Source organism: Streptomyces sp. B21-105 (genome assembly GCF_036898465.1).
GTDB lineage: Bacteria > Actinomycetota > Actinomycetes > Streptomycetales > Streptomycetaceae > Streptomyces.
Map to the genome: position 1 here is coordinate 6,567,934 of NZ_JARUMJ010000001.1, position 13,368 is coordinate 6,581,301.

The 13,368-nt window shown below is 70.8% G+C and carries 14 protein-coding genes; 13 read left to right on the top strand and 1 reads right to left on the bottom strand.

The window, feature by feature from the left end:
• Window positions 1–197: 197 nt before the first annotated feature.
• From QA802_RS29730 to QA802_RS29780, 11 genes are all read left to right on the top strand, one after another.
• Window positions 198–2,288, top strand: coding sequence for a site-specific integrase (locus QA802_RS29730; protein WP_334518199.1), 2,091 nt, complete (start codon window positions 198–200; stop codon window positions 2,286–2,288).
• A gap of 288 nt (window positions 2,289–2,576) precedes the next feature.
• A complete protein-coding gene (locus QA802_RS29735; protein WP_319666234.1) occupies window positions 2,577–3,065 on the top strand; it encodes a hypothetical protein in 489 nt (162 codons plus the stop codon).
• A 26-nt stretch (window positions 3,066–3,091) separates the two neighbouring features.
• Window positions 3,092–3,511, top strand: a complete 420-nt coding sequence (locus QA802_RS29740) for a hypothetical protein (RefSeq protein WP_331733233.1) — start codon at window positions 3,092–3,094, stop codon at window positions 3,509–3,511.
• Window positions 3,512–3,542: 31 nt separating this feature from the next.
• Window positions 3,543–3,806, top strand: coding sequence for a hypothetical protein (locus tag QA802_RS29745; RefSeq protein WP_331733230.1), 264 nt, complete (start codon window positions 3,543–3,545; stop codon window positions 3,804–3,806).
• Between the two features lie 259 nt (window positions 3,807–4,065).
• Window positions 4,066–4,557 (top strand): NUDIX domain-containing protein, encoded by a 492-nt coding sequence (locus QA802_RS29750; protein ID WP_443042300.1) that lies wholly within the window; start codon window positions 4,066–4,068, stop codon window positions 4,555–4,557.
• A 55-nt stretch (window positions 4,558–4,612) separates the two neighbouring features.
• Complete coding sequence (locus QA802_RS29755; protein ID WP_005311352.1) at window positions 4,613–4,921, top strand: DUF2469 domain-containing protein; 309 nt, start codon at window positions 4,613–4,615, stop codon at window positions 4,919–4,921.
• A gap of 143 nt (window positions 4,922–5,064) precedes the next feature.
• Entirely contained in the window at window positions 5,065–5,466 is a 402-nt protein-coding gene (locus tag QA802_RS29760) for a YraN family protein (protein WP_334528863.1), read from the top strand.
• A 1-nt stretch (window position 5,467) separates the two neighbouring features.
• On the top strand, window positions 5,468–7,084 hold the full coding sequence (locus QA802_RS29765) for a YifB family Mg chelatase-like AAA ATPase (RefSeq protein WP_334528865.1): 1,617 nt from the start codon (window positions 5,468–5,470) through the stop codon (window positions 7,082–7,084).
• Window positions 7,081–8,238: a DNA-processing protein DprA gene (gene dprA, locus QA802_RS29770; RefSeq protein ID WP_334528868.1), complete on the top strand. Its 1,158-nt coding sequence runs from the start codon at window positions 7,081–7,083 to the stop codon at window positions 8,236–8,238. Before QA802_RS29765 ends, dprA begins: the two co-directional genes overlap by 4 nt.
• Before the next feature lie 273 nt (window positions 8,239–8,511).
• Complete coding sequence (gene whiG / locus QA802_RS29775) at window positions 8,512–9,354, top strand: RNA polymerase sigma factor WhiG (RefSeq protein ID WP_306949076.1); 843 nt, start codon at window positions 8,512–8,514, stop codon at window positions 9,352–9,354.
• 93 nt (window positions 9,355–9,447) lie between these two features.
• Window positions 9,448–10,005 carry a TetR/AcrR family transcriptional regulator gene (locus QA802_RS29780; RefSeq protein WP_334534978.1) on the top strand — a complete coding sequence of 186 codons (558 nt, stop codon included), beginning with the start codon at window positions 9,448–9,450 and terminating at the stop codon, window positions 10,003–10,005.
• Between the two features lie 182 nt (window positions 10,006–10,187).
• On the opposite strand, the gene QA802_RS29785 is transcribed toward QA802_RS29780, so the two are convergent.
• Window positions 10,188–10,850 (bottom strand): murein hydrolase activator EnvC family protein, encoded by a 663-nt coding sequence (locus QA802_RS29785; protein ID WP_443042301.1) that lies wholly within the window; start codon window positions 10,848–10,850, stop codon window positions 10,188–10,190.
• A gap of 492 nt (window positions 10,851–11,342) precedes the next feature.
• Between QA802_RS29785 and rpsB the strand changes: the two genes are divergently transcribed.
• Together rpsB and tsf are read left to right on the top strand one after the other, a co-directional pair.
• Window positions 11,343–12,302 carry a 30S ribosomal protein S2 gene (gene rpsB, locus QA802_RS29790; protein WP_334528875.1) on the top strand — a complete coding sequence of 320 codons (960 nt, stop codon included), beginning with the start codon at window positions 11,343–11,345 and terminating at the stop codon, window positions 12,300–12,302.
• Between the two features lie 155 nt (window positions 12,303–12,457).
• Window positions 12,458–13,294 carry a translation elongation factor Ts gene (tsf, locus tag QA802_RS29795; protein ID WP_319170226.1) on the top strand — a complete coding sequence of 279 codons (837 nt, stop codon included), beginning with the start codon at window positions 12,458–12,460 and terminating at the stop codon, window positions 13,292–13,294.
• The last annotated feature ends 74 nt before the right edge of the window (window positions 13,295–13,368 follow it).

Sequence of the window (13,368 nt, forward strand, 5' to 3'; positions counted from 1 at the left end):
CAAGACGAAAGCGCCCCAAACGTCTGCCCTCGCTGGGGCAGTGCGCCGGCTGCCTCGGCTGGGGGCTGCGGGTCCAGTCACCGTTCTGCTCCCCCTGCCACCAGTGGCGCTCCAAACGGAACCGCCCGGAGGGCGAGTGCAGACGGTGCAAGCGGCTGTGGCGCATCAATGATGAAGGTTTCTGCCGGGCGTGTGTCGTGGCTGTCACCGAGTACGACGCGGCCTGGTACTTCGACCCCGCACAGGCCGCAGAGCAGCCGGCATGGACCCAGCTCGCGTTCTGTCTGCCCGCTTCCGTCCGTCGACCTGCCCTGCCCACCGGTATCTACCGCCTGCAGACTGACGGCCGCTACCACGCACCTGGCTGGGCACGCGCTCAGCGCCCCGCCCTCGTCGTGGACGACGAGCGGATCTGTCCGCCGGCAGTGCGGGGACAGGTGGCCCTGTTCCCTGCGCCGTACCGGCTGCTGGAGCGCCATGCCGTCGCGATTCGCAGCCGATTCCAAGACGATCTGATCCAACTCAAACCGCTGGTCGGTCAGGTGCAGTCCGAGCACTGCCTCGGGCGTGCCTGGCGCGTCAGTGCCATGAACATGTTGGCCCTTGCGCTGGCGGCGCGCGACGCGGCCGGCCAGGACGTGGTCGACGCCGCGATCCTTGACGCCCTGCCTCACCGGCCCGTCGGAGTCACCCGGGTCCTGAACAAGGCTGGCTGGCTCGCCCCTGACCTGGACCGCGAGGTCGTCCTGCTGCCGCACGCCCAACGGGCCCGCCCCCAATCTCAACCACGAAGTTGTGATCACTGCCTTTCGTGGGGCCGAAACCAAGTGTGCGACGCCTGTAGAGGCTGGCGTCGTGTCTACGCTGACCAGCGAGGATGCTGTGGTCGGTGTGGCGCCGGGCCGCTTCCTCTTCGGAACGGTCGATGCCGCGACTGCACTCGACAGCGCCTTCGACTGGGTCCTGACACCGACGCCTCTACCTGGCGACAACTACGATTCGCCGGACCGTCCTTGGCGAACGGCAGCGCGGCCCGTCGCGAGCTCCGCGCGAATCGCCCAGAGCTCAGTCCGCCAGCCGTACTTGTAGGTCAGGCGACGATCTTCGAGATCGAGCGGGACTGGCGCCCGCTGGCCGGAGCCCTGCTGCCGGCCCCGCTACCGCCGGTGAAGGCCCTGCTGGCGGACTTCGCCCAATACACCTCCGAGAACCACTGGCACCAGAAAGTCCACGAGCCGATGGCTCGGGTCCTACGAGTGGCCGCCACCTGGTTGGGCGCCGACACCGTCTTCCGCGAGGATGAGCTCCGGGCAATGCACCGCGTGTTCGGTGGCACGGGGCGCATTCGCGGGCTTCTCGCCTTCCTGGACCAACGCGAACAGCTCGTCACCTCGCCGCCGCGGCGCAACCGCCACGAGGCTTTCGTCCAGCGCACCATCGCCGCCTTCCCTCCACGAATCAGCGACGAACTCGGCACGTGGGTCGGGGTCTTGCGTGGCACCAGCAGGCCCCACCACCGCGTCACCGACTACGCCACTATGCGCCGCTACCTCATCTACCTGGCCGCGCCACTCGCTGACTGGACCACCCGCTACACCACCTTGCGCCAGGTGACGGAGGCTGACGTCACAGCCGCTGTCACCGCGGTCAAAGGCCCACGCGCCCACGAGCGCGCTGTGGCGATCCGGTCGCTCTTTCGAGCCCTGAAACACACCAAGCTCGTCTTCGCCGACCCCACCCGCGGCGTTCGCATAACCCGTCAGGAACTGTTGCCCACAACTCTGGCCCCTGACCGGCTGGCCGGGCTCTTGGAGACCAGCTCCAACCCGGCTACCCGTCTGGTTCTCGCCTTGGTCGCCCTCCACGCAACCAGCGGCACCGACCTGCGCAACCTCGTCCTCTCCGACGTGCTGCTCACCCGCCGGCAACTTCTGATCCGCCGCCCCCACGGCCGTCACGTCGTCCACCTCGACAACACCACAGCTGACCTACTGCACGCTTGGCTCCGCTACCGCCATCAGCGCTGGCCACGCACCGTCAACGCGCACCTTCTGGTCACTCAACAGACCGCCAACGCGACCGATCCTGTCTCCGCGGACTACGTCTACAGGCGCTTCGATCCCGCCGGTCTGACTCTGCGCGCAGTTCGCGCCGACAGAATCCTTGATGAGGCCCGCGAGACCGAAGATCCCGTCCATCTCGTCCGTGTCTTCGGAATCTCCATCACCACCGCCATGAAGTACATCCACGCTGCCCACCCCCACCGCGCCGGCCCTGTTCCTCACTGAGCCCCAGTGGGGCCAGATCAAACCGCCCTGCGGGACCACCACAACGCCCGGCTGGATAGCACGGTCGGTCTCCCCCGCCCACACCCCCGAAATCAAACAAATATCCCAGTCGGGCGTGGGCATGACATAGGGTCAGACGCGTGTGCGGGCCTGCACTAGCGGCCCGCACTAGCCGTGCACGAACTAGAGAAAAGGATCCATGTGAAATCCACCCGACACCCCGCGCCGCGGGCAAGACGCCGATTAACCCGGCCGCTCGGCGCCCTGCTCGCCTTCGGCGCATCCCTGATGCTGGTGTTCACCACCGCCACCGCCGCCCAGGCGCACTACGTGTACCAGTCCGACGAGGTCTGGTCCAACAGCGACTCCTCCAAGTGCGAGTACACCTACTCGGAGGTCTCCCACGGCAGCGGAGGCGGCTACGCCAGGGCCTACGGGCTGGCCTCCTCCGGCATTCCCTTCTCCCAGGCGTGCATCCTGGTCTGGAACCGGCCCCCGGGCAACCTTAAGGCCGCTTTTCAGTACTTCTACTGGGACGGCACCCAGTGGGGCGTGTGCCGGCAGCTCATGGGCACCCAGAACCCCGATGGCACCTGGAGCGGCTACGCCAACACCACCGAGACCTCCAGGATGGAACTCAACTACGACTTCGGGGTCGTGTCGCCCTGCGGTTGGGGCTACTACGCGACCAAGGCCGGGAGCAACGTCTACTACGGCGGCACCTGGTACGGGGGCAACGTCCCCATCTGGTCCGGACAGCACATCATCGAGAACTAACCTGCAAGAAGCTGGAGACACCGCACATGAAGAAGACCCGTGTATCCCTCGCTGTGACAGCGGCGGCCGGCGTGCTGCTGCTGGGCACCCTGGCAGTGAACGCCTCCGCCGACGAGTCGCCCCGCTCCGCCGACAGCGGGCAGAGCGAGAAGGCCGCGGTGCCGCCGGCTCCGCCGACCCCGGAGTGGGTCAACCCTGACGGCACGGTGGACGAGTCCAAGATGCCCGAAGAGATGCCGCTGATGGGGCCGGACGGCAAGGTCGTCAAGGACGAAAACGGCAACCCCCTCATGGTCGAGACGCGCGTCAAGTTAGCGGAGCCCGGAGCGCCCCAGGCGCCCCTGGCTGGCCCCCGGGCCGGGGAGAAGCGGTCCACGAGCACGGACGCAGAAGGCCGCAAGACGGAGACCATCGAGGTCGAGCCGTCCGTTCCGCCCGCGCAGTGACCTGAGGGACATTCCGGAGAAGAAGGGCCGCATGAGCAGGCTGCTGGAAGCGGTGTGTGCGCTGACCGTGGGCGTCCTCGTTGCGCTCCTTGTATGGGGCGCTGACCCGGACGCCGTGCGGGTGGCGTGGAGGGAGGGCGAGCTGAGCGGTGTCACGGTCGTGTTCGTAGCGGCGTGTGCGCTGTGGCTGGTGCTATGGCGCAGGCGTACCGGGCGCGGCCGACTGGCATGGCCGCTTGCGGTGCTGCTGTGCGGTGCGGCTATTGCGCTGGTCATGGCGGCCATGGCCGGTTGACCGGCGCAGACAGGTGGGGCTCCCCGTTCTTGTGGGCGGGGAGCCCCACTGGCGTTTCGGGGTGGAGCGGCTGTTAAGGATCTTGACAGGAGGGGCAAGATATCTCTGAGTCACGGCTGCTGTGTCAGCGACCTGGTCCGATTCCGGGACATCACGCCTGCGATTACAAGCCCGCCGGATCGGCCCCTGACGCGAGGCCAGAAGCTCCCCAACACGGCACTGGCGGCCGTCCGCGATCTGACGTCCCGATCGCCGGTCGATTCAGACACATCGCAGCAACGGCCGAAAACCCGCCGTACTCATAGCTGTCGGTGAACCACTCACGCGTCGGTTCCTGCGACTCACCGGCCAGAAATCAACGAACCCGCCTGCTTCGCCCGGCGGCGGCGTCGAGGGCGACGAGACCCGTGAAGAGGCCGCTCTGCGGGAACTCGTCGAGGAGACCGGCATCACCGAGGTCGACCTCGGTCCGGTGCTGTGGCGGCGGATGTGCTCCTTCCCCTTCGCGGGCCGCCGCTGGGACCAGGACGAGTGGTACTACCTCGCCCGGACGACGGTCACGGCGACCCGGGCGACGGCCCTGACCGAGCTGGAACGGCGCAGTGTCGCCGGAGCTCGATGGTGGACGTGTCAGGAACTGGCCCAGGCACATGAGACGGTGTATCCGACCAGACTCGCCGAGCTGCTGCGCAGGCTGCTCGACGACGGTCCTCCGGCCGGACCGGTGACCCTTGACGCGGAAATCGTCTAGGGCGCTCGGGACTGGCGCACAATGGGGGGATCGCACGGCTGAAGGGGAACATGCCATGAGCGCCGAGGACCTCGAGAAGTACGAGACCGAGATGGAGCTGAAGCTCTACCGGGAGTACCGCGATGTCGTCGGTCTGTTCAAATACGTGATCGAGACCGAGCGTCGTTTCTATCTGACCAACGATTACGAGATGCAGGTGCACTCGGTCCAGGGTGAGGTGTTCTTCGAGGTGTCGATGGCCGACGCCTGGGTGTGGGACATGTACCGGCCGGCTCGCTTCGTGAAGCAGGTGCGGGTCCTCACGTTCAAGGACGTGAACATCGAGGAGCTGAACAAGAGCGACCTCGAGCTTCCGGGCAGCTGAGCCTCGCCGACCGCGAGCTGACCGCGAGTCGACCCGCCGGGTTCCCCGGTCGGGCCGGCTGGGCTGCATTCCCTCGCACGGGTGACGGAGTTCTCCACAAAGGCCGGCATGTCCACCAAGATCCACTCGGTGGGGGCGGATGCGTGAGTGTGGGTGCCGGAGGTGGTGCCGACATGAACGCACAACTGGCACGTGGTGCACTCGGCAGGTACGGCGAGGAGCTCGCCGCCCGGCGGCTGGCCGAGACCGGGATGACGGTCCTGCAGCGCAACTGGCGCTGCGGCAGGACCGGTGAGATCGACATCGTCGCGAGGGACGGCGACGTCCTGGTGGTATGCGAGGTGAAGACCCGCAGGAACGGCGGCTTCCAGGACCCTATGGCGGCGGTGACGCCGCAGAAGGCGGAGCGCCTGCGAGGGCTCGCCGAGCGATGGATCCAGGCGCACGGCGGAGCCCCGCCGGGCGGCGTCCGGATCGACCTGGTCGGCGTGGTCCTGCCGCGCCGCGGAGCCGCCGTCGTGCAGCACGTGCGCGGGGTGGCCTGAGATGGGCTTCGCGCGTACGTGTGCGGTGGCTCTGGTGGGTGTCGAGGGAGTCGTCGTCGAGGTCCAGGCCGACCTCGAACCCGGAGTGGCGGCGTTCACCCTGGTGGGGCTGCCGGACAAGAGCCTGAGCGAGAGCCGGGACCGGGTGCGGGCGGCGGTGGTGAACTCGGGCGCCGAGTGGCCGCAGAAGAAGCTCACGGTGGGCCTCAGTCCCGCCTCCGTGCCCAAGGGAGGCTCGGGCTTCGATCTCGCAGTCGCCAGCGCGGTGCTCGGCGCGGCCGAACGGATCGACCCGCGGGTGCTCGCCGACATCGTGATGATCGGCGAGCTGGGTCTGGACGGACGCGTGCGCCCGGTGCGGGGCATCCTCCCCGCGGTGCTGGCCGCCGCGACCGCCGGATACGAGCAGGTCGTCGTGCCCGAGAGCGCCGCCGCCGAGGCCGCGTTGGTGCCCGGCGTCTCCGTGCTCGGCGTGCGCAGCCTGCGGCAGCTGATCGCCGTCCTCGCGGACGAGCCCGTGCCCGAAGAGGATCCGGACGAGTCGGGCCGCCCGGATCCGCTCCTGGCCGGCCTGCGGATGCCCGGCACGGGCGAGGCCACCGGCATGGCCGCCGCCCACTCGGACCAGGAGCACGACCTGGCGGACGTGGTCGGCCAGCGTTCGGCGCGGACCGCGGTGGAGGTGGCCGCGGCGGGCGGACACCATCTCTTCCTGGAGGGCCCGCCCGGCGCCGGCAAGACGATGCTCGCGGAGCGTCTGCCGGCGGTACTGCCCCGGCTGTGCAGGCAGGAGTCGCTGGAGGTCACGGCGGTGCACTCGGTGGCCGGTCTGCTGCCGCCCGGCAAGCCCCTGATCGACGTGCCCCCGTACTGCGCCCCGCACCACTCGGCCACGATGCAGTCGCTGGTCGGCGGCGGCCCCGGCGTCGCCCGCCCCGGTGCGGTCTCACTGGCCCACCGGGGCGTGCTCTTCCTCGACGAGACCCCCGAGTTCGGCAGCCGGGTCCTCGACGCCCTGCGGCAGCCGCTCGAGGCGGGGCACGTGGTGATCGCGCGCAGCGCCGGCGTCGTGCGGTTCCCGGCCCGTTTCCTCATGGTGCTCGCGGCCAACCCGTGCCCGTGCGGGCGGTTCTCGCTGCGCGACGCCCTGTGCGACTGTTCGCCCGCCGCCGTGCGCCGCTACCAGGCGCGGCTCTCCGGGCCGCTGCTCGACCGCGTCGACCTGCGGGTGGAGGTCGAACCGGTCAGCCGGGCCGAGCTCGCGTACCGCGGGCCCGGAGGCGAGTCCACGACCACCGTCGCCGGCCGGGTGCGGGCCGCCCGGGAGCGCGCGGCGGCCCGGCTGGCGGGCACCCCGTGGCGGACCAACTCCGAAGTGCCGGGGCGTGAGCTGCGCCATCGCTGGCATGCGGCGGTCGGCGCGATGGACGAGGCGGAGCGGAGCCTGGAGCGCGGGACGCTGACCGCCCGCGGGCTCGACCGGGTGCTGCGGGTCGCCTGGACCGTCGCCGACCTGGTCGGCCACGATCGGCCGGACGCGACGGACGTGGCCCTGGCCCTACAGCTGCGCACGGGGGTGCCCCGCGGAGTGCCGATGGCTCTCGGGGCCCTCACGTGAACGGCGGCGCCGACACCGACGACCGGCTCGCCCGGGTCTTCCTCGGCCGGGTCGTCGAGCCCGGCGACGAGGTCGGGGGTCAGTGGGTCCGCGAGCGGGGCGCGCGGGAGGTGGTGCGGCGGCTGTGCGCGGACGAGGAGCCGCTGCCCGGAGTGACCGCGCGACGGTGGGCCGGGCTGCGGGCACGGGCCGAGCGGGCCGACCCGGAGGGGGACCTGGCCGTCGCGGAGGAGGCCGGGGTGCGGTTCGTGTGCCCGGGCGACGCCGAGTGGCCCGGCACGCTGGAGGAGCTCGGGGACGCCCGGCCGCTGGGCCTCTGGGTGCGCGGGCGGCCCAGCCTGCGGATGTGGGCGCTGCGCTCGGTGGCCGTCGTCGGCGCCCGCGCCTGCACCGAGTACGGCGCCCACATGGCCGCCTCTCTCGCCTGTGGCCTCGCCGAACGGGGGTGGGTGGTCGTGTCCGGCGGCGCCTACGGGGTCGACGGCGCCGCCCACCGGGGCGCCCTCGCAGCGGGCGGCGCCACGGTCGCCGTCCTGGCCTGCGGGGTCGACCGGCCGTATCCGCGGGGTCATACGCAGCTGATCAGCAGGATCGCCGAACAGGGGCTGGTGATCGGGGAGTTGCCGCCCGGCGACCACCCGACGCCGAGCCGCTTCATCCTGCGCAACCGGGTGATCGCCGCGCTCACCCGGGGCACGGTCGTCGTGGAGGCCGCGTACCGCAGCGGCTCGCTGGTCACCGCCCGGGCGGCGCAACGGCTGGGGCGACACACGATAGGAGTGCCCGGCCCGGCCACCAGCGGCCTCTCCGCAGGGGTGCACGAACTGCTTCGGGAGGAGGCCGTGCTGGTCACCGATGCCGCGGAAGTCGTCGAGCTGGTCGGTGACATGGGTGAGCTGGCGCCCGACCGGCGCGGGCCGGCGCTGCCGCGCGACCTCCTCGAGCCGGACGCCCGGCGCGTGCTGGCCGCGCTCCCGGCGCGCCGGACCGCGGCGGTGGACGAGATCGCCCGCGAAGCCCGGACGACGGCGGACGACGCGATCGCGAGGCTGTACGAGCTCAGAGCGCTCGGCTACGTCGAACGACACGGCGACGGCTGGAAGTTGACACGCCAGGCGATGGTCTCCGTTCGAGGGGATCGGCCTCCGTGTTGACCCGGGGGGTTCGGCCGTCCGGGGGAACGCCGAAAGCCTTGCGGAATCCGGCAGTTGACGCGGCCACGTGATCACGACCCCGATCGACCAGCCCCGGAAGGACGCCCAGCGGAACGTATCTGCGTACCGGTCCGGCCACGCTCTTCGCACACCGCGACACCGCAGTCACGCTACGCTCACGAGGATTCCGTCACAGAACGGCACCACTGCACCACTCGATACCACCTTCACCCACCCCGACGCACTTCACGGCAGAACGGCACAAGGCGACGAATGCCTCAGCACACCTCCGGGTCCGACCGGGCGGCGATCCCCCCAGCCGCCCGTGACGGTGGCAGCGTGCGGCCGCCCGCTCCCTCGACGCTCGACGAGCTGTGGCGCTCGTACAAGGCGACGGGCGACGAGCGGCTGCGGGAGCAGTTGATCCTGCACTACTCGCCGCTGGTGAAGTACGTGGCGGGAAGGGTGAGCGTCGGCCTGCCGCCCAATGTGGAGCAGGCCGACTTCGTGTCCTCCGGGGTCTTCGGGCTGATCGACGCGATCGAGAAGTTCGACGTCGACCGGGAGATCAAGTTCGAGACGTACGCGATCACCCGGATCCGGGGCGCGATGATCGACGAGCTGCGGGCGCTGGACTGGATCCCGAGGTCGGTCCGGCAGAAGGCGCGCAACGTGGAGCGGGCCTACGCCACGCTGGAGGCACGGCTGCGGCGGACTCCCTCGGAGTGCGAGGTCGCGGCCGAGCTGGGCATCGCCGTCGAGGAACTGCACGCAGTATTCAGTCAGTTGTCGCTGGCGAACGTGGTGGCGCTGGAGGAGCTGCTGCACGTCGGCGGCGAGGGCGGCGACCGGCTGAGCCTGATGGACACGCTCGAGGACACGGCCGCCGACAACCCGGTGGAGGTGGCCGAGGACCGGGAGCTCAGACGGTTCCTCGCCCGGGCGATCAACACGCTGCCCGACCGGGAGAAGACGGTCGTCACCCTGTACTACTACGAGGGGCTGACGCTCGCCGAGATCGGGAACGTGCTGGGGGTGACCGAGAGCAGGGTCAGTCAGATCCACACCAAGTCGGTGCTCCAGCTGCGGGCGAAACTGGCGAGCTTCGGGCGCTGACCTGCCCGTCGCCGGCGCTGCGGGCGCAGTCACTCCCGCCGTGCGTGGCGCGTCCGTACAGTGGACGACGTGCCAAGGATTCGAGCGGCCTCCGTGGCCGAGCACCGGTCGATGCAGCGTGCCGCCCTGCTGGACGCGGCACGTTCCCTGTTGTCCGAGGGCGGGACGGAAGCGCTGACGTTCCCGGCCCTGGCCGAGCGGACGGGTCTCGCCCGCTCGTCCGTGTACGAGTACTTCCGGTCGCGGGCCGCCGTGGTCGAGGAGCTGTGCGAGGTCGACTTCCCCGTGTGGACGGCGGAGGTCGAGGCGGCGATGACCGCGGCCGACGGCGCGGAGGCCAAGGTCGAGGCATATGTGCGGCGGCAGCTCGCGCTGGTCGGGGACCGGCGGCACCGGGCCGTCGTGGCGATCTCGGCCAGCGAGCTGGACGCCGGGGCCCGGGAGAAGATCCGGGCGGCGCACGGCGCCCTCGTGGCGATGATCGGCGATGCGCTGGCCGAGCTGGGCCATGCGGAGCCCCGGCTGGCGGCGATGCTGCTGCAGGGCGTCGTCGACGCGGCAGTACGCCGGATCGAGCTGGGCGCCGCGGAGGAGCCGTCCGCGATCACGGAGGCCGCGGTCGGCATGGCCCTGCGCGGAGTCCGCGGCTGACACTGCCCTGCTGCCCTGCTGCCCTGCTGCCCTGCTGCCCTGCTGCCCTGCTGCCCTCCTGTCCTCCTGTCCCACTGCCGTCCTGTCCTTCTGTCCCACTGCCGTCCTGTTGCTCCGGGGCCCGAAGGGCGGCGCCGACCGCGGCGCGGCGGGGGTGGCGAGGGCGGGGAGTCCCGGCCGGGTCACGGCAGGGGGACGCCCAGTACCGGCAGGAGTCTGGCGGCGGCCGTCCGTCGCAGCCACGGCGGCAGCAGCGAGAGCGGGTCCAGATAGGTCTCGCCGCGCCGCAGCCCCCAGTGCACGCAGGTCCGCGCGCAGTGCGAGCCCGTCGGCTCCACCGTCCCGACGGCCTGGCCCGGGCCCACCCGGTCACCCTCCCGCACCGACGCCAGCACCGGCTCGTACGTCGTGCGCAGCGGCGGCAGGCCCGTGGCCGTCAGCTCCACCGAGACGACGCCCCTGCCCGCGACCCGGCCGGCGAAGGACACGCGTCCGGCCGCCACCGCCCGTACCGGCGCGCCCGGCGGGGCCGCCAGGTCGACGCCTCGATGGCCGCGGGCGTACGGCGTCGCCGGGGACTCCCAGCCGCGTACCACCGGCGGACGCGTGCCAACCGGCCACGTCCGGCCGATCGCCGGGACGGGAAGCACCTCACCGTCGGCCTCGGCCTCATAGTCGGGCTTGCCCTCGTCACCGGGCTCGGCCTCGGCCTTGGCCTCGGTCTCGGGGTCGGCCGGGTCGGGGCCAGGGGGTGGGGAGGCCGACGGCGGGGTCGCTGAGGCAGGCGGGGCCGTGGGCGTCGTCGGCGTCGTTGACGGGCTCGGTGCGCCCGGTGCGCTCGGCAGGGTCGGCAGGGCGGACGGGGCAGACGCGCCCGGCGAGGCCGGCGGGTCTGGTGAGGTGGACGGGTCAGGGGCGGACGGGTGCGGTAGGGCGGACTGGCGCCGTGGGTCGGACGAGCCGGGTGGGGCGGGTGGGCCGGCCCACGCCGTGGACGTCAGGGTCATGATCGACAGAAGCAGCGCCAGGCCGCCGAGGCATCGTTTCGCGTACATGGCCGAACCCTCCGGCATCCCGCCGATCACGGCTGCGGCCTGTGGACGGTCCGCCGCTTGTGGAGAGCGGCGTCACCCGGCCCCCCTCGGGTCCCGTACACTTCTTCTGGCGATCCGGGTCACCGGGTCGACTTCGCACGCCCCAATATCGGGGGCCCGGCCACGGTCGGTCCACCGGTATCCGCACCCCTCGGTCCTTCGTGGCTCCGGTGCATCGCGGGCGTCAGGCGCGGGAGCCGTCCGGTCCCCGCGGCACAACCGAGAAAAACAAGGAGAACGGCCATGGCCGTCGTCACGATGCGGGAGCTGCTGGAAAGCGGCGTCCACTTCGGTCACCAGACCCGTCGCTGGAACCCGAAGATGAAGCGCTTCATCTTCACCGAGCGCAACGGCATCTACATCATCGACCTGCTCCAGTCGCTGTCGTACATCGACCGCGCCTACGAGTTCGTCAAGGAGACCGTCGCCCACGGCGGCACGGTCATGTTCGTCGGCACGAAGAAGCAGGCGCAGGAGGCCATCGCGGAGCAGGCCACCCGCGTCGGCATGCCCTACGTCAACCAGCGCTGGCTGGGCGGCATGCTCACCAACTTCTCGACCGTCTACAAGCGCCTGCAGCGCCTCAAGGAGCTCGAGCTCATCGACTTCGAGGACGTCGCCGCCTCGGGTCTGACGAAGAAGGAGCTCCTGGTCCTCTCGCGCGAGAAGGCCAAGCTCGAGAAGACCCTCGGTGGTATCCGCGAGATGTCCAAGGTCCCCAGCGCCGTCTGGATCGTGGACACCAAGAAGGAGCACATCGCGGTCGGTGAGGCCCGGAAGCTCAACATCCCGGTCGTCGCCATCCTCGACACCAACTGCGACCCCGACGAGGTCGACTACAAGATCCCGGGCAACGACGACGCGATCCGCTCCGTCACCCTGCTCACCCGCGTGATCGCCGACGCCGTCGCCGAGGGCCTCATCTCCCGTTCCGGCGTCGCCACCGGCGACAAGGGCGACAAGGCCGCCGGCGAGCCGCTGGCCGCGTGGGAGCGCGACCTGCTCGAGGGTGAGAAGAAGGCCGACGAGGCTGCCGAGAAGCCGGCCGAGGCCGCTGCCGAGGCCCCCGCCGCCGAAGCCGAGGCTGCTGCCGAGGCTCCCGCGGCCGAGGCTGCTGCTGAGGCCCCCGCCGCCGAAGCCGAGGCTGCTGCCGAGGCTCCCGCTGCCGAGGCCGCTCCGGCCGCCGAGGGCGAGCAGGCCTGATCCAGGCCGTGAGCCGTACGGTCGCCACGCGGTCCGTACGGCTGTAGGGCGAAGTGACGGCGGGGGGCACCGAGCGTGCCGCCCGCCGTCCACCCACAGCCCGCAGATCTTCGTAGATCTTCGAGACTTCGAACTCCGAGAGAGATTCACAGATCATGGCGAACTACACCGCCGCCGACGTCAAGAAGCTCCGTGAGCTCACCGGCGCCGGCATGATGGACTGCAAGAAGGCGCTGGACGAGGCCGAGGGCAACGTCGACAAGGCCGTCGAGGCGCTCCGGATCAAGGGTCAGAAGGGCGTCGCCAAGCGCGAGGGCCGCTCCGCCGAGAACGGCGCCGTGGTCTCGGTCATCGCCGACGACAACTCCTCCGGCGTCCTCGTCGAGCTGAAGTGCGAGACGGACTTCGTCGCCAAGGGCGACAAGTTCCAGGCCGTCGCGGGCGCGATCGCCGAGCACGTCGCGAAGACCGCCCCGGCCGACATCGAGGCGCTGCTCGGCTCCGAGATCGAGCCCGGCAAGACCGTCCAGGCGTTCGTGGACGAGGCCAACGCCAACCTCGGCGAGAAGATCGTGCTGGACCGCTTCGCGCAGTTCACCGACGGCTACGTCACCGCGTACATGCACCGCACGATGCCCGACCTGCCCCCGCAGATCGGTGTCCTCGTCGAGCTGGACAAGCCGAACGCCGAGATCGCCAAGGGCGTCGCGCAGCACATCGCCGCCTTCGCGCCGAAGTACCTCTCCAAGGAGGACGTGCCGGCCGAGGTCGTCGAGTCCGAGCGCCGCGTCGCCGAGGAGACCACCCGCGCCGAGGGCAAGCCCGAGGCCGCCCTGCCGAAGATCGTCGAGGGTCGGGTCAACGGCTTCTTCAAGGACGCCACGCTGCTCGGCCAGCCGTACGCGCTGGACAACAAGAAGTCGGTCCAGAAGGTTCTGGACGAGGCCGGTGTCACCCTGAAGCGCTTCACGCGCATCAAGGTCGGCATCTGAGTCCGTACCGCGACCGACGCGTCGGCCCGATAGGGTCGGACGCAGTCGTCCGGTACGCCGTCACGCGCACGTGT